Origin of the sequence: Bifidobacterium sp. ESL0682 (assembly GCF_029392815.1) — a bacterium.
GTDB lineage: Bacteria > Actinomycetota > Actinomycetes > Actinomycetales > Bifidobacteriaceae > Bifidobacterium.
Genome location: NZ_CP113942.1, coordinates 1,265,259 through 1,285,950 on the forward strand (window position 1 = coordinate 1,265,259; position 20,692 = coordinate 1,285,950).

Genomic DNA, 20,692 nt, shown 5'->3' on the forward strand with positions numbered 1-20,692 from the left:
GAGCATCAGGACTACAAGGCTGTTTTCCTGATGCTCATCGCTTTTTGCGTTCGTCGGCGATGGCCTCACGCTCCATCGCAATGAATTTGCGCACGCACTGCGGCAACGCATATTCCTCGCGGGCTTCCTTCGCGTATTGTGGCCCCCACTCGGCGCGCTTCTGCGGATGTTCGATCCACCAGTCGATGCGCCGAGCAAGAGCCTTGGCATTGCGGGCCGGGAAGATTGAGGAATCCGTCAGCGCGAACTGGCTGGCTGCCGAAAGCGGCGAATCAGCGATGACCGGGACCAGGCCAGAGGCAATGCCTTCGAGCACACTGAGCGATTCGATATCGACAATGGATGGATGAACCAGCAAATCAGCTTCACGCAGCAAGTTAGGCATGTCTTCGTTGGCATGGAATCCGATGTGTGCAGGCCGCGGCAGCAACCGCTTGGCGAGCCGACGAAGATGCCGTTGCAACGGGCCGGTGCCGCAGATGGTCAGATCGATCTGATTGGCGTGACGGCTCATCGCCACTGCACGAATCAATGTCTCATGATCCTTTTCGTGGGTCAGTCGGCCTGATGCGACGATACGGAACACGCGCCGAGAAACATCGCCGTCGGCACTGCACGACTGCGCTTTCGCGGGATGAAAACGGCCCGAATATCCGTTGGAGATGACATGAAGCCGTGCCCGATAGCCGTGTGCGCGCAGCTGACGGGCAATCATCTGGCTTGGGGTATGGATATGTCCGATATGGCGGTACAGCCAGAAATCGAAAAGATAATAAATCAGTGAGGGAATGCCGGGAATATAACGCAACGGACCTGCCGAATAGGTAACGTTCTCAGGCTGGAGATGGAAACCTGCGGTTACGGGAATCGCCATCGAGCGTGCGACGGCAAGCGCACATCTGCCGAATTTGAACGGCATGTAGATGTGAACGATGTCAGCGCCCTTGAAAGCCTGACGAAAGACGGCATCGTCAGGCTGCGCGAATTGCATCTGCTGTTTGGCTGCGAGCCAAGAAACGAACGGAAGATGGTGGACTTCGACGGGATAATCCGGTGCGTCTACACCTATCAGCCGAACATGATGGCCTTGCCGCTCAAGCTCTTGGGCATATTGCAACGCCGAATTTGAAGTACCATTGCCCCGATTGCCAACAGAATCCACAACCAGCGCGATGGTCAATGGCTTGTCGGCATCGACTGCGGCGTTTCGAGAATCTGACATGATTTCGACCGACCTTTTGTTGACGGAATCTGAGGACTCAGCCCATAAATTTAGCGTCTTTGAGGTAGCCCTTGCCGGCAGTGACATCGTACTGAATGAGCTTGTAGTCGTGCATGAGCTGCTTGGTTTCCTTGTCGAAATCACTCTCAGCCATCGGCTGGCCCTTGGGGTCGAGGTAAATCGGCTGGCCTTCGGGAATGCGCGACCAACCCTGGATCTGATTGACCACAGGCGGCTCCATCGCGGAGACCTTGCCGTGCAGCTGGGTCAGGAAGGCGAGGAACGGCGTCACCTTGGAATTGGTCTGCTCAGCGGTCTGCGCCATGAAGAAGTTCGGAGAGGAATACTCACCGTCGGGGCTCTTGTACCCCTGCCTGCCGCTGGCTTTGTTCGACCAGATGAAATAGTCGGTGGTGTGCAGCGCCAGCGAGTTCTTCTGGTCGGCCGAAGCGGTCTTATAGATGCCTGGCAGATGGTCGCCGTAGAAGACAACGGTGACAGGCTTGTTGAGGGAATCCATCTGTTCCAAGAACTTGGCAGTGGCCTCGTCGGTGATGTTCGCGCCCTTGGCATAGGTATTGATCGACTCGTTCTCGTCCGCATCGAGCGGCTGCGAGGGATCGGTGGATTCGGCCTTGAAATCGTTGTCCTTGTACCAGTTATGGTATGGCATGTGGTTCTGCATCGTGGCCAACTGGACAAATTCGTTCTGCGAGTTCTTTTTCATCGACTCATAGACGCTCTGATAGGCCGAAGCATCGGAAACATAGGGAGAGGAATCAATCTTCTGTCGGTGCGCGATGACCTCCGGTGGTTCCAGCGAGTAGAAGTGCGAGAAGCCGAACTTCTTGTAATTGTTGGCGCGCAGATACATCGAAGGCTCGTAGGGGTGGAAGGCTACGGAATGCTCCTTGCTTCCCCACAGCTGGTTGATGGTCGGCGTCCATTTCTCGCCGGGAATGAGCTGCTGGTATGGACTGGTGAGCGACGGGTCGAAATTAGCCATCGACATGCCGGTCAGGCTCATGTATTCAAGGTTCGCGGTACCGCCACCATAGCCAGAAGAGAGCATGTACCCGCCGGTCGTATGCTGTTTGATTTCTCGGGTATTGGGAATCGGGTCATGGTTGAGTTTGATTCCCGGTACGCGTGAAGGGTCGGAATACGATTCGGAAAGAATGAAGACGACGCTGCTGTCGTTCATCTTGGACGTGCGCGTCTTGTTGATCTTCACGGCTTCGGTGTTATAGCGTTTAGCGATCTGTTTCATGGTCGCTTCGTTGTAGTCGCTTGGCTGATCCATCACCTTGGGATGTGCCTGACCCAAGAACGAGACCAGCGGCCCGTTGCGCTGCGCATCGTAGACGGAATCCCACATGGAGGGGATGTAGCCCATGGTCTTGGCGAAGGAATTGGTGAAGGTATTGACTTGCCCTACCTGGTAGCTGAAGCCGGTCACCAAAAGCAATGGAATAAGAATGAACACAATACGCAACGCGGCACCAAGACTCTTGCTCCTAGTGTTGCTGTCGCTTTCCTTATTGTTGTTCTCGACCCCGCTCTTCACGGCACGTTCACTGCTATCATCGTCGTTCCCGTTGGCTTCATGGCGGTGAAAACCGAACACCTTGCCATGTCGCGCGTCAAAATGGCTCAGAGCCACGAACAACACGACGACCAGCACCATGGCAACCACGACAGAGGCAATCAACCCTCCCGAGCCAGAGGGAATGAAACTCATCAACGAACCGGCGTCACCGTTGGAAACGAAGCTCAGATCGGAAGGCAGAATCGTCTCGTAGCGCACACTGACCTTGAAATGCTCAATGACAGAAATCAGCATGATCAACACGAACATCACCGGAGTGGCAATCCAGAACCGGTTGAACGCCATGATCACCGCAAGGTAAATAAGCCCCAACAGCAGCAGGTTCAGCACCAGGACGAAATTGCCCTTCTCCCACATCTTGGAGATCATGCCCCACACCCCGGTAAGCGGGCTGGCAAGCTTCACACGGGTGTCGTTTTGAGAGACGCCCTGTTGCAGGATAAGCGTCATCATGATGTCGAAGACGATGAACAGCAGCACATATACCCAACCGGGAATGTGCATACGCCAGCCTTTGCCTGACCGATGGGATGCATCCCCCGTCTGCCCATTGTTGTTCTGATTCATCGGCTCCTCCACGTCCGTCGCATTGGCATCGGCAACGTGCCTGCCGTTGTCTTCAGCGAGTGCATTTTCCTCAACACCGTCCATATTGTTCTTTTCCTTCATACTTCAGATTTCCCGCAAAGAGGAATCGCCACCACCTTCATAAGCGACCGTTTCACGTCATAAGCCTATGATCCCCATCACCGGCCGCATTCGTTGTGCTGTACCGCAAGGCTATGGACCTCACCCATGCCACGATTCACGTATTTTCCCTATATCATAACGACACAGTACTATATCTAAGGCACCGAATTGCGTTAAAAAGGGAATCATTCTTCCGACCGATAGACCTCTCACAGTTCGGGAGTCTAGAATCATCAGATAATGATGTTCGCGCTTTGGATGGCGAGAGGAAAAGATGGACTGGTTTTACAATATCAATCTGCTTGAAGGATGGCTGCCGAACTCCCTGAAAACAATCACGGTAATTGGCTTTATCGCTGTCATCGTGCTCAAGTCGAAGGACGGCTGGCGCGATCCGCTGCTCAAGCAGCTCGGATGGGGATTCATCGGTACCATCGTCGGATATATTGTCGTGTGGCTGCTTTCCGACGTGTTCATGGTCTTCGGCGTCAGTCTGGGCCGAGTCATCGAGTTCAACATCGCCTTCGGCATCGGTTTCATTTCAGCATTGATTGCTATGTGCTTCGATTCGGGAACATTGCGAAAGGTCCTGGCGATCATCACCGCAATCCTGACTCTCCTCACCTTCGCACTTCGCGTCGATATCATCTACGGGGAATACACGACCGTCGGTTCACTGTTCGGACGTAACCAATTTGCCACGCTGGATCCCAAGGTCGTTCATAAGGTTTCGACGACCCAGCCGCGCACCGTCGAGGACTGGAAAAAGCTCGGCAAGGAAAACAAATTGCCTAAGGACATGCCCAAGCAAGGTATCGTCCGCTCGGTGGATATTCCTGCCACCATCTCGCATTTCAACGCCCGTACCGCCAACGTCTATCTTCCTCCGGCTGCACTGACCAAGAATCCGCCACGACTCCCTGTCATGGTCGTTATGGCAGGGCAACCCGGCACTCCAGACCGTTTCTTCAACGCCGGAGTACTCGGGCAGAAGCTCGACAAATACGCAGCAAAGCATTACGGTCTGGCACCCATCGCCGTCTCCCCGACCAGAACGGATCCATCACCCACAATTCCCTTTGCTCGGATACTCCTGTCTTCGGCAATGCCGAAACATACCTGACCAAAGATGTGACCAATTGGATCAAAAAGACCCTGCCTGTGGAAAAGACCCCCGATAAATGGTTGATCGGCGGCTATTCCCAAGGCGGCACATGCGCCACACAGCTGGGTGCGGCCTATCCCAATCTTTATAGTCATATCTACAGCGCGGGCGGCGAAATAGAACCGACCGACGGCTCGCACAATTCCACGGTGAAGCGTTTCTTCGGTGGCGATGAAAAGGAATTCGACAAACACGTCCCCATCTCCATCATCCAGAGCCACGCGCCTTCAACTCAAAGCTGGTTCTCGGCGGCCGGCCAGCTGGATACCAAGTCCCAGAAGAATCAGAAAGCCATATCCATGGCTGCCATGAGGGCTGGCATGTCAACGACCACCGTAATTGTCAAAAACAGCGCACACGACTGGCATACCGTCAACGCGGGAATGACAGCACAGATTGATCTCTTTGGCACAGATACAGGATTGGGAGAAACCGGAAGGCAGATATCCTCCTATCCGAATCTTGAAGTAGTGGCCGCAAACACGAATCGCGAAAGCGACTAATGCCCATGTCTAGAGTGGAATCCCATTGTTTGGCGATTCCACTCACTGATAATCGGGAAGCCATAAGATTGAAGAACGAAAGTCACAAGATGCAAAACAACGTTGAAAACAATACCGAGCCACCGGCACCTTCATCAGCACCTTCTGCCATGAACCCGGATTCTTCGGCTGCAGCGCCTGATGCATCGAAGGCACCGGCCAATAGTGAATCGGCCGGCAACGGCGGAAAAGCAACCGCCAAAGGCGACCGGGCCGGCAATAGCCGGAGAAATTCGTCCGGCCAGCCTTCAAAGCCAAATCAGCATGGCTCCAATCCCAATCGTTCCACATCCTCAAAAGGCAAAAAACGCGGCCCCTCAAGTTGGACCGTTTTGGGCCATGACCTTGTCAGTTGGATGCGTGGCCATCTTTTCGCCATCGTAGTCGCCGCACTGTTCCTCGTCATCAATATCGTCGATATGGTCTTTTCGGCCATGCGGCATATGCATGTCCCAGCTAACGGACGCAACCTGAGCCTCACCGAAATTCTGTTCGGAAGGGCGAGAAATGGAATGAGACCGCACAATCCGTTCCATCAAACGCTGCATAGTCAGGACATCATCCCTTGGTTGACGCAGATCTTCCGCTCCTCGGTTATCGTGCGCAGCCCCTTGATGCTGATCATTTACACGTTGTTGATTGTTATCATCCTCTCCGTAGCCCAATCCAAACTTGGCGCATGGAACGACGACATTCGCCGCCCTCTTCAGCGCCGTCATCGGTTCCACGATTGGTCTGCTTGTCTGCATGCTGGTCGATATGGCGATGCACGACTGGCAAAGCATGGAACGTCTGCCGGTACTGCTTTCCCCACTGACCATTATCATCGGCGCCTTGATGGCTGACAGTGCCTATGAGTCCATCCTCTGGCGGCGCCGCATCATTCTCATCGGATACACCTTCATCTGTACGCTCCTGCTCTTCAGCGGCAACCCGGGCGATTACTGCACTCTCGGCGCCGCTATCGTCGGTCAGCTCACCGGCATGCTGATGCACGGCCCCATCAAAGATCGCATCCATTGGACCAACACCTCCGATTACGAGATCAGGCGACTCTTCGCCTTCGCCCAGCTGGTGCTCGCCGTCGGCCCGCTGCTCGCCCTGACCTCCACTTCCCACCTCGGCCCGCTGACCACTTTCGGCCTCTTTACCTCGTCGCTCTGGAGTGATTCCTCACTGCTCACCTCATGCAGCGTCAACAAATCGGTAACCAGTTGCCTGCGTCTGGTCGCAACTCAGAAACATCTCGCTGTGGCCGGACTGTGGCTGCACATGTTGCTGCCCATCGCCGCCCTTGCGGTGGTGGCCTGGGGCCTCTACCACGGACGTCGATTGGCAGCCTGGGTGAGTATCGTGCTCAATGGCGCTGTCGTCGTGTTCTCATTGCTTTACTACGTCATCTTCCCGTTGACCATCACACCGAGCAACCAGAGCATGGCCAACAAATACGACTTCATGCCTGCGTTCTTCACCACGGCCCTACCGCCTCTGGTGCTGATTGTTCTGATGATCAAGGAACTTTCTCACTTCAGCGTCTCCACGGGATCGTCGCGCATACGTAACGGCATCATCGCCATGGTCGGCATGCTGCTGATCACCAGTTTCGTCTATATCGGTTTTGCTGTGGCCGCTCCTCAGGACTTCAGACCACGGCCCACCGTCAAACTCATGGTGATGGATATGCTGCGCAGGCTCCTGCCCACCGGTTTCGGCGGTCGCAAGTCCACTGCCCTGATCATGCCACAAACCACGTTGGCGACATTGGTGAGCGAGGGACTGACCGTCGTATTCTGGCTGACCGTGCTTATCGTCTTCATCCTCTGGTTCCGCGACAACGTGACACCAGACGAACGCGATCGTAAGAGGGCCGAGGCGTTGGTCACTCTTGGCGGCGAATCGATGAGCTTCATGACCACGTGGGAAGGCAACCACTATTGGTTCTCCCCACCGGCCGTTCCGCCATCGCCTATCGCGTCCTGCACGGTATCGCCCTGACTGTCACCGGACCGTTCGGCGAGCCCAGCGAATACATGAACGACCTGCGCCAATTCACGGCATTCTGCTATGAAAATGGCTGGTCCCCTTCCTTCTACGCGGTTCACGATGATCAGCGCGAAGAGCTGGAATCATTGGGCTGGTCTTCCATTCAGGTCGGTACCGAAATGGTGCTCGATCCCAACCGCTGGGAGACGCGTGGCAAGAAATGGCAGGATATTCGTACCGCCATCAACAAGGCCAAACGCGACGGCATCACCGATGTGCTCACCACCTACGACCAGGCCGGTTTCAATATCGACCAACAGATCGTCGACATCTCCGAGCAGTGGTCCCAGCTCAAGGCGCTGCCGGAAATGAAATTCACGCTCGGCGGCATCGAGGAACTGCGCGACGACCGTGTGGCACTGCTCTATGCGGTGGATTCCAACGGCAAGGTGCTCGGTGTCACCAGCTGGCTGCCCACCTATCGCGGCGGCCGAATCATCGGCTGGACGCTTGATTTCATGCGTCACCGCACCGACAGCCCCAACGGTACCATGGAATTCCTCATTGCACGCATGGCCGAACGCCTGCGCGACCAGGGATTGACCGACCCCGCCAACGCGATAGAGTTCATGAGTCTTTCGGCCGCACCCTTGGCCGGCATGGGCGAGAAGGCCCCGGCTGCCGCCGACAAGGCGGTTGAAGGCGACAAGGACACAAGAACCAGGAAACCAAAGAAAACCGGAGAATCCGAGCATACCGATAACAGCAAAGTCTCTACGGATAGGGTAGCTAGCAGCAGAGAAAAGGAAGCCGTCTCTGTTGCCAAATCCGCAGATGACAAATCAGACAGCCTCAAGGCAAATGCCTCTGCACCTGATGCCAAATCAGATACCAAAGATGCTCAGCCTGCGTCTGCTGACAGCGCCAAATCGAAACCTGCATCACCGACAGGTACGGAAATCATCGAGCACGCCCTGCAGATTGCCGCGGACATCCTTGAACCGGCGTACGCTTTTAAGTCCCTGTTCTTCTTCAAGAAGAAGTTCCAGCCTAGCCCGGCCCCGATCTATATCTGCTACCTGGATTCGGCCAAGCTGGCACAGATCGCCTTCGCCGTAATCAACGCCTATGTGCCGGAACTCAAGCCGAAGCAGGTTGTGGAGATCGTCAAGCAGATGACGACTACGGATAAACCAGACAAGAAGTAACATCTGGAAGTTCCGTGAATATGAAAAAGGATGGTGACCAGTCAATCAAGGCTGGCCACCATCCTTTTCTATTTAACTATTCTCCTGACGAGAAATTTGATACAGATTCTTACAAGTCCGACTTGTTCCGGGTTTCCGTTTCAGCTTCCAAGCGCTGGCAGTCCGGGCAAAGGCCGAATACTTCCAGCGTGTGCGAGCTAACGGTGAAGCCATGTTCCACGGCGACCTTACGAACCCACTCCTCGGGCGGTTCGATTTCCACCGTTTTGCCGCAGTTCTCACAGACCAGATGATGATGGTGCTCGCCGTCGTCGCAGATGCGGAACATCTGCTGATCATTAAGATGAATGGTGTCGGCTCTGCCATCATCAGCCAATGCGTTGAGCTGCCGATACACGGTGGAAAGTCCGATACCCTGCCCGTTCTCGCTGAGGATTCGATAAAGGTCCTGCGCGGAGATGAAATCGTCGCAGCCCGAAAGCGCCTTCAGTACGGCATCCTTCTGCCAGGTATGCTGGCTGCCGCGGCGGCCATGCCTGGTGAGCACTCTACGCATAGAATGTCTCTCTTCGTTTTGCCCGTTGGCTACCACCGTCACATAACCTCTTTCGTCATCATGTTTATGGCCAATGTGCTGTCCTGATTGTTCTGCGGACTCACCATTGGACGTAAACGGCATTTTACTCGCAATCGCATGGCTTGGAAAGAGCAGCTCAATCCAAGAGACTTGACGCTGCAATCAATTACCAACCAACGTTGAGATAAAGCCCCCTCAACGCGAAACGCAGCAAACCATGAGTCCGTCATCATTCAGCACTGTTGACTGGTCCTGGCTATTGTCGCAAATCATCCCAGCACCCGGTGGCCTCAAGTTCGGACCGTTCATGATGCATCGTCTCTCAATCGCTTGCCGAACTATAATCACTGCTATTGATGGAACGTGAGCTGCCATGATATCTCCGAAGTATCGTTGGGAGATCTGAGCCGTTCCCAATTTTACGCGACACTTACAAGACAATACGACTGCTCAATTCCTTATACAAAACGTCTCATTTCATCAAAAATGCCACCGGCACATACCGGTGGCACACAAGTCATAAAACTTATGACAAATGACTAATGAACGAGCTCAATCTTAGTGATGCCGGGCTTCTTCGAAGGCCGGTAGAGCACGAAACGATGACCAATCACCTGTACCAGCTGCGCACCGATCTGACCGGCCAAGGTCTCACCGACCTCTTGCTCATCAATCGGGCATCCGTCCTGCACCACGCCTTTGAGCAACTCGTGCGATTCAAGTGTCTCCGAAGCCTGCTTCACGGCGGCGTCGGTAACCCCGTTCTTGCCGATCCACAGCATTGGCGAAATCTTGCTCGCCAACGCCTTGAGCTGCTTGACTTGTCGCTTGTTGAGTTTTGTTGCCATGTAACATTCCATTCTTCGTAATCGCCTATTGCCGTAATCGGTCCTTGCCTTCTCATCGAGTAGACAACGCCCGGCCTTCCATATGATTACACCATATCCCAAAGGCTTGTCCTGTGGCATTTCGACGGAACAGCATATATCACAATTTGCTTTTCAGACATGATGCCATCAACACGGGCTTAAACCAGTACCGCAACATCAGCAGAAAAATGATCTCCATCTATTAGACTTCAGATGGTTGGAAGGTTCAGTTTCAAGGTGGTTTTCTAGCCGGAACACAACCGCGACTAGCTTTGACGGCGTTCCGGCCATTTTGCGTCCCGCGTGCTGATATAATCGAACATTGGTGTCTGGCCCCGTAGCTCAGTTGGATAGAGCAACTGACTTCTAATCTGTAGGTCGCGAGTTCGAATCTCGCCGGGGTCACTTTGTTTTGCTGGCCGAATTTTGCCAGCCGCGCCGAAGGAGTCAGATGACCGATCACGGCAAAGGCAAGGCGGCAGGAAAACCGTCAATATTCAGTATCGATGGGAAGGCGCCGCGCCGCCGATTCCCCAAGTACTCGGCATTGATATTCGGCTTGGCGTTTGCTTTTATCATTCCCGATTCCGCGTATGTGGGCCATTTCGTGCTTATGGTGCTGCAACCGGTACTGATTCTGCTGCTCTATATCGCCATGTTCAAGGCACCGAAACTGTTCTGGCAACGCACGGCAGCCTTGGTTCTGATAGTGGTCTGCATATGGTCGGCGCCTTACCTGCGCCATGGCGGGCAGCTGCTCGCCTACATCGTCATTGCCGAAGCATCGATGTTGTTCAATGCCGCATTCGGGTACATCACCATCGTGGTTTCCGCAATTGCCATGTGGTTACTCTCGCCGATACTCAATAATTTGTCAAGCCTGCATCTCTTCGATTCCATCGCTACTTCAGTCTATATATTATTCGCCGGAATCCTTTTCATGGTCTATACCGTGCAATCAGAGAAACTGCAACGGGCCAATACTCAACTGCAAGAGAACGTGGAGCAGATCGAATCGCTGACCCTCTCGCGCGAACGGGCACGAATGGCCAGCGAAATGCATGATTCGCTGGGGCAACAACTTACCGCGATGCATTATGCCCATGAATCTGCGGCAAATGCCACCGCTGCCGCTACCAATCTCACTGAAACAGAACGGGTAGCCATCAGCAAACCTATCACCAGAGCCGACGACATTGCGGAAGGCGCGCTGTCCGAAGTGAGGCAGATGGCACGCGCTCTGGATCCAGCGGCGTTCGGCCAAACACTGACGAATGCATCCATCGACGCGATGGCGCACTCGTTTAGCCAAACAGGACTCGAGATGCAGACCGACATTACGGGAGAAGTGAGCTTACTCAGCTCTACCGAGCAGACTCTGCTCTTCCGTGCTCTGCAGGAAACGTTGACCAACGCCGTCCGTCATGCCCACGCCGCCAAGGTACGGCTCGCCATTACTGTCGGCAGCCATGAAACAACACTGTGCGTTGAGGATGACGGACCGGGCATCGATCCGAACGACATCGATCACGGATTCGGCCTCGCGGCGTTGCGCCAGCGCGTGGAACAAACCGGAGGGACTCTGACACTTGGGGAATCACAATTGCTGGGCGGGGCCAAGGTGACTCTGACCATCACGGAACAGCACAAGAGTCCGCCAAAACAACCAACGCGTTTTGACCAAGCAGACCAGACCACTAAAAACAATACAGAAAGCAACGCGCCGACGCCGATGAAAGGAACAGACGAGTCGTGAACAATACCGTCGAAACCGAAGTTAACCTGCCCGAGCGTCCTATCCGCCTCCTGATTGTGGACGATCAAGAGCTCATTCTCACCGGACTCGCTGAACTCGTCACCTATATGCCCGGCGTAGAAGTGACCGCCCAAACGCAGAGCGGACAAGCGGCACTGGCACTGAAAAACGAGATACTCAGCTCGATCGATGTCGCACTCATCGACGCGCGCATGCCACAGATGAACGGCCCCGAACTCATTGCGCAACTGCACAACAAATATCCCAATATCAAATGCATCTTGCTCACTGCGTTCGACGAGGATGACAATCTCATCAATTCCTTACAAGCCGGGGCGGTCGGCTATCTGCTCAAGGACGTCTCCACGGCCGACCTCGACGATGCCATTCATCGAGCAGCCGAAGGAGGGCGCATCATCGGAGCCAGCGCCACCGCTCATGTCATGCGTCTCATCTCGCAATCCGGCACGAGTAACGACAATAGCCATAAAAATACGGCTTCTTCGAACAATCCCGGCGAACAGTCCACGGATGAAAGAATCCTACGAAGATTTGACGCCTCTCCTACCGGAACCGCTCATCAATCCCAGTTCGACCGGAATGCTGACAGCCATGTAGAAGCTATCGAAAATCCCGATACAACTGCAAGCAGCGTCACGGACTTCTCTCAAACCAGTCCGGAAACCCGTGCGCTGCTCGCCGAGCTGACGCCACGAAACCAGCAGATTGCCCTACTGATCGCGCAAGGCCGCACCAATTCGGAAATCGCAGATCAGCTGTTCCTCTCCCCTGGAACGGTGAAAAACCACGCCAGCCACATCTTCGCCAGCCTCAATGTCCGCAACCGCACCGAGCTGACCGCCATGCTTGGCGGAACGTTGGACTGAAACCGTCTCTTATCGTCCTCCATTTCGTGCAACACCACGATAGACCGAACGATACAACAAGCCACCGCAGCCAACAACAAACAGCAATGCGAGCGCCATCATGCCCAGTTGCGGCCACGGCACATACACCCGAGCCGCATGCCAATAGCCGGCAAGGCTCTGTTGTTGGGTGAGGTTGCTGGAGACTACGACAGCCACCATAGTGAGCAACCCTGCCACACCGACCTCGACACCGGTGCGAACACAACCGATTGTGGCCCACTGTCGTTCACTCATGCCAATCATCCAGGCGGCCCTGGCCTCACGGCGACGAGATTCCGCATCGTTGGCGACCACCGAGACCAAACCGACCACCGAGATGAGCAGAATCGGATAGACCGTGAAATAGAGACTGGTTCGGTTGCCAGCCGAATATTCACGCTGAGCGACCGCACCAAGCGGCAGTTGGTCGATGATGTTCCGCGTATCCGAAACCTGCAAAGATTTCCTGCTGCCGTCAGATACCAGCGCCCGAACTTGACCCACACGATTGTTATGAATCATCGCCATGCGCTTGCCATGCTGGTTCTCCATCGGCTTGAGCGAGCGCGGAACATAGAAATTACCGGTCATACCGCTGGCCATCCGCACGATTGCGGTAACCTTGCTGCGATGCCAATGCCCATCCGCGCCGGCTACGCACACCGGCTGACCGATCTTGCCGTATTCTCCGCCATAATCAGTCGATACCACACCATCGCGAGCATCCACGTCTCCCTGTATTGCATCTGCCGGCACGAAGCTCGAAAGCGACCCATGGTCGATCACCGAAGAAAGCCCCTCATTCAACGGCTCATGTTCCGCGATTTCCTCCTTGATCTGCCCTTCACAACTGGTCGAGTACGAATCCGTATATTGCACGCCAGTCGGAGCCAATACCAACGCATGAGGATCGGCTTCAATCGCCGTTGCTCTCAGCCTGTCGGTACCGGATTTGCCAGCGCTCGTTGTCTGGACAATCGCCGTACCGTCGAACATCGCATGCAACGAGCTGCGGGCGGCGTTGTCCAGAGACGTCTGCAACCCATAGAAGAACACGAACACAGCCACCGCGACGACGGTGATACTGAAAATCGACATGGATTTGAGCGCAGCCAAATCACGCAAAGCGATATCCGCCCATGAACGACCATGCAATCTTTTGCTGATGCCGCCGCCTATGGCTCGCAGCAACGGTTTGGCCAGACGAGCAATACCCCAGCAAACCAACAGAGGCATCACGCCATTACCCATCTGGGCCATCTCGCTGCCGGACCGAGATGAGACAACACCCCAGCCAATACCGACAATGAACATCGCCAAGGTGATGAGGTTACGAGATACCGTTGAAAGCCGCGTATACACGGTACGTCTCGTCTTGGGTTCAGAAACGTGTGGAGAGCGTCAGTCTCGATCTGACGACTTTCCTGCCTGAGAAATATGCGGACACCACGGCGCAGAACAACGAAATCAGCACGGTTTGCCAGACTGCTTTGACGAAACCGGAACCGGTGCGATTCAGCGCCTCTGGTCCCATTATTTTGAAGAAGAACGTGAAAATCGCATTGCCCGGCACACCCAGCACACAAGCGCCGAACGCCGAAACAAAGGCGATAGGCAGTTGCACACCGATCATGGCACCAATCAGCCAACGCGGGGTGGCGCCCATCATCCGCAGACGCATCAGATCGCTCCATTTGGCGATGAAGGCGTGGTCCGTAGTGGTCTTGTCAATCAGTACAACACCAATGACCATGAAGACAAGGAACGTCCCCAACTCCGATCCCAACGCCGGCACCGAGTTCGTGGCCCAAGCCAGCACAAACACCAGAGCCATCCCCACCATGTTCGCCACACCGTTGAGCAGCTGCAGACGCCTGTTGCCTCTCCAAAGCGAGGACATGATATGCACGCTGTTCATCCAAGCCCTGTATGACGGCAGACTACCCGTACTTTCTACGCCACCCGCGCCAGTTGTATGCCTCGAGTCGGCAACACCCATGCCGTCTTTTTGCTTCATCCTCCCGATTTTGGACTTACTCATGGCGACCTCCCAGCAGCAGATCTTCAATCTGTGCGGAGGAAAGCTCATTACCGTATTCCCCTACGATGCGGCCGTCAGTCATCAGCACTACACGGTCGGCCGATGAAGCGACCACCGGGTCGTGCGTGACAATCAATGCGGCTTTGAGCCCAGCTCGCATGGAGGCATGGATGGTCTCGATTACCTCATCACGGGCCTTCGGATCAAGATTGCCGGTCGGCTCATCAGCGAACAACACATCGGCTCCAATTGCGAGCGCCCTGGCAATGGCGACCCGCTGTTGTTGCCCGCCGGAAAGGCTGGTGACAGGTGTGCCCAATGGTTTGGCGGCAAGCCCCACGCATGCCAGGGCCCGCAACATCTCATCGTCGCCCATCCGCTCGCCGCGAATCGAGGCAGGCAATGCCACGTTCTCCCCTATGGTCAGGTTCTCGAGCAGCATGTAGTCCTGGAAGATGAACGCGAAACGCAAGGCACGCAGCTGGGCCAGTTCTTTCTCGCCGAGCTTGGCCAGCACCTTGTCATCGAATATCACTTTGCCGCTGGTGGGCTTGTCCATGCCCGCCATCGACCGCAGCAACGACGACTTGCCACATCCCGATGGCCCGATGACCGCCACCGTCTCGCCTTCGCGAAGCGTCAGATCGATCGGCCCCAGCTTGAACCCGAAGTCACGAACCAAACCTTCGGATCGCAAAACCTCTTTGGTTCTTGTCTTTTGCTGTATGGGATATGTCTGTGTTGCATAGCTTGTGATGTTTTCGTTTTCCATATTTTTATCGTCACATATTCCAAGATGCCCAGCTCAGTGCCGAAAGTCACTGTTTTCCCTTAGGTATTTTCAATTGAGAATCAAAGAACAGCCAGCATTCTGCCTCGCATTCACGAATGTTGTCACTCCCCGATCGCCAAAGCGATGATGTGCACGGAATCCTGGTACTTGGTTGCCAAGCCCTGAATCCCCGTGGCGACGGCGCCGACGATAACCGCGATAACGAGAATGCCGAGCCAGCCGAGCAACTCCAGATTCGGCACACAATGGCCCACCAATTTCAGCAAGCCGAAATCGAGGGAAAGCAACGAGATATTCGTGACGATGAATGCCAGCAGCACCGCGGTCGCGGTCATGATGGCACCATCCAAGAACGAGAGCACCGTCAACTGGCCGATATCGGCACCGGCGACGTAGGTCAGCGCCGCATCGATTTTCCGTGCTCCTGCTGAAATGCACAACCCTGCCACGACTCCGGCCAGAGCCACGATGATGGCCGGTGCCAAGCTGGCGAGAATCCGTTCAAGACTTGCAGCCCCATACCCTTTGACGCCCGGAGCGATGTGACGCATCGTCGTGCTGAGTGTGGCCAAAATACTGGAAACCGTCATGGTCATTGCCAACCCGATCACCAACGGCATCACCGTGCCCCGCTGCCGATTGATGCGACCGCTGGACTGCTGGCCGGCTAGTCTCCAAGTAGCCGAAGGTATGGGAATCGAGGTCCACCACGAAGCGAACCGGCCCAATACCAACGGTGCCGCCGTAGCCAACGCGAAGACCAACAGGAACATACCGAGAATCGCCGTCAGCATCAGCAAGGTGCTTGTCGAATCGGTGAACGCCTTGCCACGCATAATCGTCGCTTGGCTCACGGGTTTGAGTGTCAGCCCGGAAATGCTCAAGACCACCAAAGCCGCCACAAGGAGTATTACAGTCATTACCAAGCGTTTGATACCGGAGCGGCGCGGAGGATTCTGTGACTGCCGCAGTGCCTCTATCGGGCTGATTCTCGCGATCGAACGCATGGTGAATACCGTGCCGACCAGCACCGTCACACCGCCGAAAATCGCACCCTTAGCCAAAGCGGAATAGACTCCGGAGCCTACATACGGCGAAAACGAATCCACATCAATCGCAATCGGCATATAGAATCCATAAAATCCCGGAGCAACCAGCGGCACAACGACAAACGCCACCATATTCGCCACTACGAACAACACCGCCACCACCGCAATCGTGCGCAGGAGCAGCTGAATCGGCGTGGCACCCTGCAAGACCAGCAACGCGAGCTGACGACGACGCTGGGCCAACGCCGAAGATACCGTCCACAGCACGACGAAGGCGAACATGACAATCAGGAAGGACAACGGCATGGTCATCATGAATGACTGATCGCCGCTCGTGCCTATACACGGCCCTGTGCAGGCACGTTTCAGCGATTCCCACAAGGCCATGAACAGCGAGAGCATGGTCTGACCGACGACCAGCACCAGCCCGACTGCACCCCAGACCATCGGAGCGGCTTTGAGGTCTTTCAATGCGCATTTCATGCCGTCACCCCGTCTTGAGCCGAACCCTGCGAAATTCTGCCGTCTCGGACTTCGACGACCCTGTCGCATTGATTGGCAATCTCAGCGCTATGAGTCACCAGCACGACGGTTTTCTGAGGGTTCTGGGCGATATCACGTAGGATTTCCATGACCTTCCTGCCGTTTTCCTGGTCCAATGCACCCGTCGGCTCGTCGGCGAAAATGATGTCCGGACTTGCCAGCAGCACCCGGACCAAGGCCACACGCTGCTGTTCGCCGCCCGAAAGCTCGGTCACATTGGCTTTGCGTTGCTTCAGCAGTCCGAAATAATCCAGCATGCTTTCAGCCTGTTTGCGCGGAAAACGGGCACTACGCAGCGTGAACGGCAGAGCGATGTTCTCCTCAACGCTCATACTGGCCACAAGATTGTATGACTGGAAGACAAAACCCAGATGGTTACGCCTAAATTTGGTCAGTTTCGTAGGTTTCGTATCTTTGATCGGCGTACCTAACAATGAAACGGCACCATCGCTGAACGTTTCAAGCCCAAGAGACAGTAAAGCAGCGTCGACTTTCCTGATCCGGAAGGACCGACAATAGCGGTGATTTGGCCGGGGTAGGCACAGAAATCGACCTTGTCAAGGATCGTGACCGAGTCGCCTTTACGGGGCGAGACCACCTTCGACAACCCGACCGCTTTCACGCTCGGCTCTGGTTTTGCTTGCTGTTGGGCAGTATTGGCAATCGTGGAATCCGATGTAGTCTGTTGGATTTTCATATTGTTATCGTCACATATTTCAACGTGCCATGCCCGGTGTCGAAAGTCACTGTTTTCCCTTAGGTGTTCTGAAATACCGAATTACTGATTGGCGACGACGATATGAAAATTCACCATGGCAAAAGGATTCGAACGAACGGTGCAACGATTGCGTAAATGCCGAAATATGGCGGAATTGCAATGGAAAAATTACTATTCGTGTCGTAAAGTGACGATAAACTCAAGACATGGACACGGACAAGGAAACGCCTCAGACTGTTGACAATGACGACGCTTGGCAAACAGCCCACGCGTTTTCCTCTACGTTGCCCTTTGACCATCGTTTGAGCGCCGATCAGAATCTGACTTTCGAATATGCGAAGCCGGCGTTTGCTTCGGCCGGATTTGAATGGTCCGACGAAAACCTTATTAAGTTGCATCTTTTCAATGCCGAAAAGCAAGCCACCAATACAGCTCTGTTGCTCTCCGATCAATGCCCATTTCGCGTCAAGTGCGCGGTATTCGACGGCGACACCAAAACGAATCTGATTGAGCGACACCATGTTTCCGGCTCGATTTTAAATCAGATCGATGCCACGATGATGTTTCTGAACCAGCACAATCCCGAAAACGCATGGCCACAAGCTGCGTTGCGTGAGTCGCTGGTCAATGCGGTGATGCACCGTGATTATGACAAGAATGGCCCGATTCTTATCAGCATCTTTGATTCAAGCATCGAAATCGTCTCTCCCGGCGGCTTGGTCGACGGTTTCGAAGTCAACGATTTGTTGAATGGCGTCAGCGAATCGCGCAACCCATGGCTCGCGGACGTGTTCGAAGCACTGCACTTGAGCGAGAACTGCGGCACCGGTGTGCAACGCATCCTTGACTCGTATTCCGAAAGCCTTGCCAGCCCCCAACTTCGTGTCGGGCCGGGTTCGGTGGCAATGATTCTGCCAAAGCCAGTGCTGGATTCGGCATGGCCCGAGCCTCAAAGCACTGACGAGAATGAAGACAAATCGGGAAACGAAACAGATAATCCCGATAACGATAATTCGGGCGTTGTCTCAGGCAAAGCCAAGCGCTATACATTCCCGCTTGGCGGGCAACATCTTTTCACCACCATCCCCGCGGAAGCCCTGAACGGCAGCCGCGTGCTGAATGTCGCCTCTTTGAATTCACTGCCTTCCATGGTTCTGGCCGGAGCAAAAGCGTGGGAGCAACTACATGATTCCCACAAGATACCAACTTCCGAAAATTCTCAATTAGCCAAAGGCAAGGAACGCGGACGACGGCAAATCAACACGGATTCAGAAGCCTACCAAATCAACACGCTTGAAGAAATCACCATGCATCTGTTCGCGCAGCAGGGCACTGAACTGAGCCTCAAGGAAATTCAGACTCGACTCGGCACGAACTCCAACGGTCTTACCGATGCCCTCGAAGGACTCACCGATCAGGGTAAGTTGAGCAGCTTCATCCGCTCGGGAACCACCACGTATTCACTGCCCCGATAGTCCAGCAGTCTCATTTCATCAATCTGACCGTCACTGTCAGTTGATAATCAGCGCCAGTCCCAGCAACACCGCCAGGAAAAGCACATTGGTGACTGTGTAAACCAGCAGATAACGTCCCTTCTTGTCGGGATATTTGCGCGCGATCTGCTGGTAGGAAATCAGCGAGGCCATCGAAGCAATCAGTGTGCCCAAACCACCGAGATTCGTACCGATAATCAGTTCACGCCACTGGCTGCAGAAACCGGAGAGCAGAATCGAAGTGGGCACATTGCTGATCAGCTGGCTGGAGGCAACGGCGACCTCCATCGGGTGCTGGTTGACGATGGACGCCACGAAGTTTGAGAACTCCGGAACCCGACGCATGTTGCCGATGAAGATGAAGAACATGACGAAGGTAAGCGGCAGGCTCCAGTCGACCTTGAGGAACGCACGACGGTCGCAGAACAGGAATGCCACGAACACCAGCACACACATGAGCCACAGCGGAATCGAGCCGCCGACGGTGAAAATGCAGATAAGGAACAGGACAATGTAAACGACTACGCGCCAGCCGCCGTAGCCTGCACCATAATCTACCACCCGCACCTCATCCGGCTTTTGCTTTCTTTCCGGCGCGAACAACGACTGCTCGATGCCCTTGCTACCAAGTCCCGAGAAATCAGCCTGGCTGTCGCGACGACGGAAAACAACAAGAATGACGACCAGCAGCAGTACCGCCGAAGCCAAGGAAAACGGCCCCATGACCTCGAGGAATTCCGCGGTCTGCATCTTGGAGATCGATTTGAAATAGAGATTATGTGCATTGCCGACAGGCGTGAGCATGCTGCCGGTGTTGGCGCCGATGGTCATCAACGTGGCCACCAGAACGGCCTTGTCCTCCATTTCCGCCATGACCAGCACCGAAATGGCGAAGGGAATGAACGTGACCAGTGAAACATCGTTCGTGATGAAAATTGCAGAGAAGAAAGCTAGAAAAACCAACGAAATTACGAGAGCGCTCTCGTTGTGGACGTGAGAGAGGAGCTTGGTTCCGATGATATGAAACACGCCGATGCGCTGGAACCCGCAGACCACGAGCATGAGGCAGACCAGCTGGCAGATGGTGTTGAGGTGGATATAACCAAGATACTGACGATCGGGTGGAACAATAAAACACGAGATGATGGCGAGTATCATCGCCACCACGAGAATGGTGTCGTTTTTCAGTTCCTTGATAATCCACTGGCGCATTGACTCACCAACCAACCGTCAACAGGGAATACACGACGCATTGAAGATCTCTCATTGGTGCAGTCCAATCGTCTTCGGGTGCGCGCACCCGGCAATCTCCAGCGTCTTGATCATCCGTCTTCCCATCCATCATTTCGGCCGGCAAAGCGGCCAACGAAAACACGTCCCATAATGAGTTCCATCACGATATCGGACGCATATATTCGTTTTTCTATTACCCATTGTATGGGTATTTGAAAGCAGAAAAAGACCAAAAAACGGGCTTTTAGCGACCTTTTGCCGATGTATTACCGAAACGAAATGGAAGAATACTA

At 54.6% G+C, this 20,692-nt stretch carries 19 protein-coding genes and 1 tRNA gene; 9 read left to right on the top strand and 11 right to left on the bottom strand.

Annotated features, from left to right (window positions below; genetic code table 11):
* Window positions 1-34: 34 nt before the first annotated feature.
* On the bottom strand, window positions 35-1,222 hold the full coding sequence (locus tag OZX57_RS05380; protein ID WP_277161713.1) for a glycosyltransferase: 1,188 nt from the start codon (window positions 1,220-1,222) through the stop codon (window positions 35-37).
* Between the two features lie 37 nt (window positions 1,223-1,259).
* Complete coding sequence (locus OZX57_RS05385; protein ID WP_277162950.1) at window positions 1,260-3,335, bottom strand: LTA synthase family protein; 2,076 nt, start codon at window positions 3,333-3,335, stop codon at window positions 1,260-1,262.
* A 460-nt stretch (window positions 3,336-3,795) separates the two neighbouring features.
* On the opposite strand from OZX57_RS05385, the gene OZX57_RS05390 reads away from it, so the two are divergent.
* From OZX57_RS05390 to OZX57_RS05410, 5 genes are all read left to right on the top strand, one after another.
* Entirely contained in the window at window positions 3,796-4,644 is an 849-nt protein-coding gene (locus OZX57_RS05390; protein ID WP_277161714.1) for a hypothetical protein, read from the top strand.
* Window positions 4,645-4,652: 8 nt separating this feature from the next.
* A complete protein-coding gene (locus OZX57_RS05395) occupies window positions 4,653-5,189 on the top strand; it encodes an alpha/beta hydrolase-fold protein (protein ID WP_277161715.1) in 537 nt (178 codons plus the stop codon).
* Window positions 5,190-5,278: 89 nt separating this feature from the next.
* A complete protein-coding gene (locus OZX57_RS05400) occupies window positions 5,279-6,073 on the top strand; it encodes a hypothetical protein (protein ID WP_277161716.1) in 795 nt (264 codons plus the stop codon).
* Window positions 5,988-7,223 (top strand): hypothetical protein, encoded by a 1,236-nt coding sequence (locus OZX57_RS05405; RefSeq protein WP_277161717.1) that lies wholly within the window; start codon window positions 5,988-5,990, stop codon window positions 7,221-7,223. The genes OZX57_RS05400 and OZX57_RS05405 overlap by 86 nt, the downstream gene beginning before the upstream one ends.
* Window positions 7,163-8,419, top strand: a complete 1,257-nt coding sequence (locus tag OZX57_RS05410; RefSeq protein WP_277161718.1) for a DUF2156 domain-containing protein — start codon at window positions 7,163-7,165, stop codon at window positions 8,417-8,419. The genes OZX57_RS05405 and OZX57_RS05410 overlap by 61 nt, the downstream gene beginning before the upstream one ends.
* 109 nt (window positions 8,420-8,528) lie before the next feature.
* Here the strand turns inward: OZX57_RS05410 and OZX57_RS05415 are convergent, their stop codons facing one another.
* Together OZX57_RS05415 and OZX57_RS05420 are read right to left on the bottom strand one after the other, a co-directional pair.
* Entirely contained in the window at window positions 8,529-8,975 is a 447-nt protein-coding gene (locus OZX57_RS05415; RefSeq protein ID WP_277161719.1) for a transcriptional repressor, read from the bottom strand.
* A 560-nt stretch (window positions 8,976-9,535) separates the two neighbouring features.
* On the bottom strand, window positions 9,536-9,844 hold the full coding sequence (locus OZX57_RS05420) for a YhbY family RNA-binding protein (protein WP_277161720.1): 309 nt from the start codon (window positions 9,842-9,844) through the stop codon (window positions 9,536-9,538).
* A 352-nt stretch (window positions 9,845-10,196) separates the two neighbouring features.
* Here OZX57_RS05420 and OZX57_RS05425 point away from each other — a divergent pair.
* The 3 genes from OZX57_RS05425 (at window position 10,197) to OZX57_RS05435 (ending at window position 12,508) form a co-directional block, all read left to right on the top strand.
* A tRNA-Arg gene (locus OZX57_RS05425) sits at window positions 10,197-10,270 on the top strand.
* Between the two features lie 46 nt (window positions 10,271-10,316).
* On the top strand, window positions 10,317-11,621 hold the full coding sequence (locus OZX57_RS05430; protein WP_277161721.1) for a sensor histidine kinase: 1,305 nt from the start codon (window positions 10,317-10,319) through the stop codon (window positions 11,619-11,621).
* Window positions 11,618-12,508: a response regulator transcription factor gene (locus tag OZX57_RS05435; RefSeq protein WP_277161722.1), complete on the top strand. Its 891-nt coding sequence runs from the start codon at window positions 11,618-11,620 to the stop codon at window positions 12,506-12,508. Before OZX57_RS05430 ends, OZX57_RS05435 begins: the two co-directional genes overlap by 4 nt.
* A 9-nt stretch (window positions 12,509-12,517) precedes the next feature.
* Here the strand turns inward: OZX57_RS05435 and OZX57_RS05440 are convergent, their stop codons facing one another.
* The 6 genes from OZX57_RS05440 to OZX57_RS05465 all read right to left on the bottom strand — a co-directional run bounded on the left by OZX57_RS05440 (window position 12,518) and on the right by OZX57_RS05465 (window position 17,652).
* Window positions 12,518-13,891 (bottom strand): hypothetical protein, encoded by a 1,374-nt coding sequence (locus OZX57_RS05440; protein WP_277161723.1) that lies wholly within the window; start codon window positions 13,889-13,891, stop codon window positions 12,518-12,520.
* 19 nt (window positions 13,892-13,910) lie between these two features.
* A complete protein-coding gene (locus OZX57_RS05445; RefSeq protein ID WP_277161724.1) occupies window positions 13,911-14,570 on the bottom strand; it encodes a hypothetical protein in 660 nt (219 codons plus the stop codon).
* Window positions 14,563-15,267: an ABC transporter ATP-binding protein gene (locus OZX57_RS05450; protein WP_277161725.1), complete on the bottom strand. Its 705-nt coding sequence runs from the start codon at window positions 15,265-15,267 to the stop codon at window positions 14,563-14,565. Before OZX57_RS05450 ends, OZX57_RS05445 begins: the two co-directional genes overlap by 8 nt.
* 197 nt (window positions 15,268-15,464) lie before the next feature.
* Window positions 15,465-16,895, bottom strand: a complete 1,431-nt coding sequence (locus OZX57_RS05455; RefSeq protein WP_277161726.1) for a hypothetical protein — start codon at window positions 16,893-16,895, stop codon at window positions 15,465-15,467.
* Window positions 16,892-17,389 (bottom strand): ABC transporter ATP-binding protein, encoded by a 498-nt coding sequence (locus tag OZX57_RS05460; RefSeq protein WP_277161727.1) that lies wholly within the window; start codon window positions 17,387-17,389, stop codon window positions 16,892-16,894. Before OZX57_RS05460 ends, OZX57_RS05455 begins: the two co-directional genes overlap by 4 nt.
* Window positions 17,383-17,652, bottom strand: coding sequence for an ATP-binding cassette domain-containing protein (locus tag OZX57_RS05465; protein ID WP_277161728.1), 270 nt, complete (start codon window positions 17,650-17,652; stop codon window positions 17,383-17,385). The genes OZX57_RS05460 and OZX57_RS05465 overlap by 7 nt, the downstream gene beginning before the upstream one ends.
* A 227-nt stretch (window positions 17,653-17,879) precedes the next feature.
* Between OZX57_RS05465 and OZX57_RS05470 the strand changes: the two genes are divergently transcribed.
* Window positions 17,880-19,148 (top strand): ATP-binding protein, encoded by a 1,269-nt coding sequence (locus tag OZX57_RS05470; RefSeq protein ID WP_277161729.1) that lies wholly within the window; start codon window positions 17,880-17,882, stop codon window positions 19,146-19,148.
* Between the two features lie 36 nt (window positions 19,149-19,184).
* Here the strand turns inward: OZX57_RS05470 and OZX57_RS05475 are convergent, their stop codons facing one another.
* Window positions 19,185-20,378, bottom strand: coding sequence for an SLC13 family permease (locus OZX57_RS05475; RefSeq protein WP_277161730.1), 1,194 nt, complete (start codon window positions 20,376-20,378; stop codon window positions 19,185-19,187).
* Window positions 20,379-20,692: the final 314 nt, after the last annotated feature.

Bases quoted from the DNA above. Each gene is read 5' to 3' on its own strand.
- OZX57_RS05455 (WP_277161726.1), bottom strand. From the start codon at position 16,895: ATGAAATGCGCATTGAAAGACCTCAAAGCCGCTCCGATGGTCTGGGGT.
- OZX57_RS05390 (WP_277161714.1), top strand. From the start codon at position 3,796: ATGGACTGGTTTTACAATATCAATCTGCTTGAAGGATGGCTGCCGAAC.
- OZX57_RS05400 (WP_277161716.1), top strand. From the start codon at position 5,279: ATGCAAAACAACGTTGAAAACAATACCGAGCCACCGGCACCTTCATCA.
- OZX57_RS05415 (WP_277161719.1), bottom strand. From the start codon at position 8,975: ATGCGTAGAGTGCTCACCAGGCATGGCCGCCGCGGCAGCCAGCATACC.
- OZX57_RS05445 (WP_277161724.1), bottom strand. From the start codon at position 14,570: ATGAGTAAGTCCAAAATCGGGAGGATGAAGCAAAAAGACGGCATGGGT.
- OZX57_RS05430 (WP_277161721.1), top strand. From the start codon at position 10,317: ATGACCGATCACGGCAAAGGCAAGGCGGCAGGAAAACCGTCAATATTC.
- OZX57_RS05405 (WP_277161717.1), top strand. From the start codon at position 5,988: ATGGCGATGCACGACTGGCAAAGCATGGAACGTCTGCCGGTACTGCTT.
- OZX57_RS05380 (WP_277161713.1), bottom strand. From the start codon at position 1,222: ATGTCAGATTCTCGAAACGCCGCAGTCGATGCCGACAAGCCATTGACC.
- OZX57_RS05420 (WP_277161720.1), bottom strand. From the start codon at position 9,844: ATGGCAACAAAACTCAACAAGCGACAAGTCAAGCAGCTCAAGGCGTTG.
- OZX57_RS05475 (WP_277161730.1), bottom strand. From the start codon at position 20,378: ATGCGCCAGTGGATTATCAAGGAACTGAAAAACGACACCATTCTCGTG.
- OZX57_RS05470 (WP_277161729.1), top strand. From the start codon at position 17,880: ATGGACACGGACAAGGAAACGCCTCAGACTGTTGACAATGACGACGCT.
- OZX57_RS05385 (WP_277162950.1), bottom strand. From the start codon at position 3,335: ATGCACATTCCCGGTTGGGTATATGTGCTGCTGTTCATCGTCTTCGAC.
- OZX57_RS05465 (WP_277161728.1), bottom strand. From the start codon at position 17,652: ATGAAAATCCAACAGACTACATCGGATTCCACGATTGCCAATACTGCC.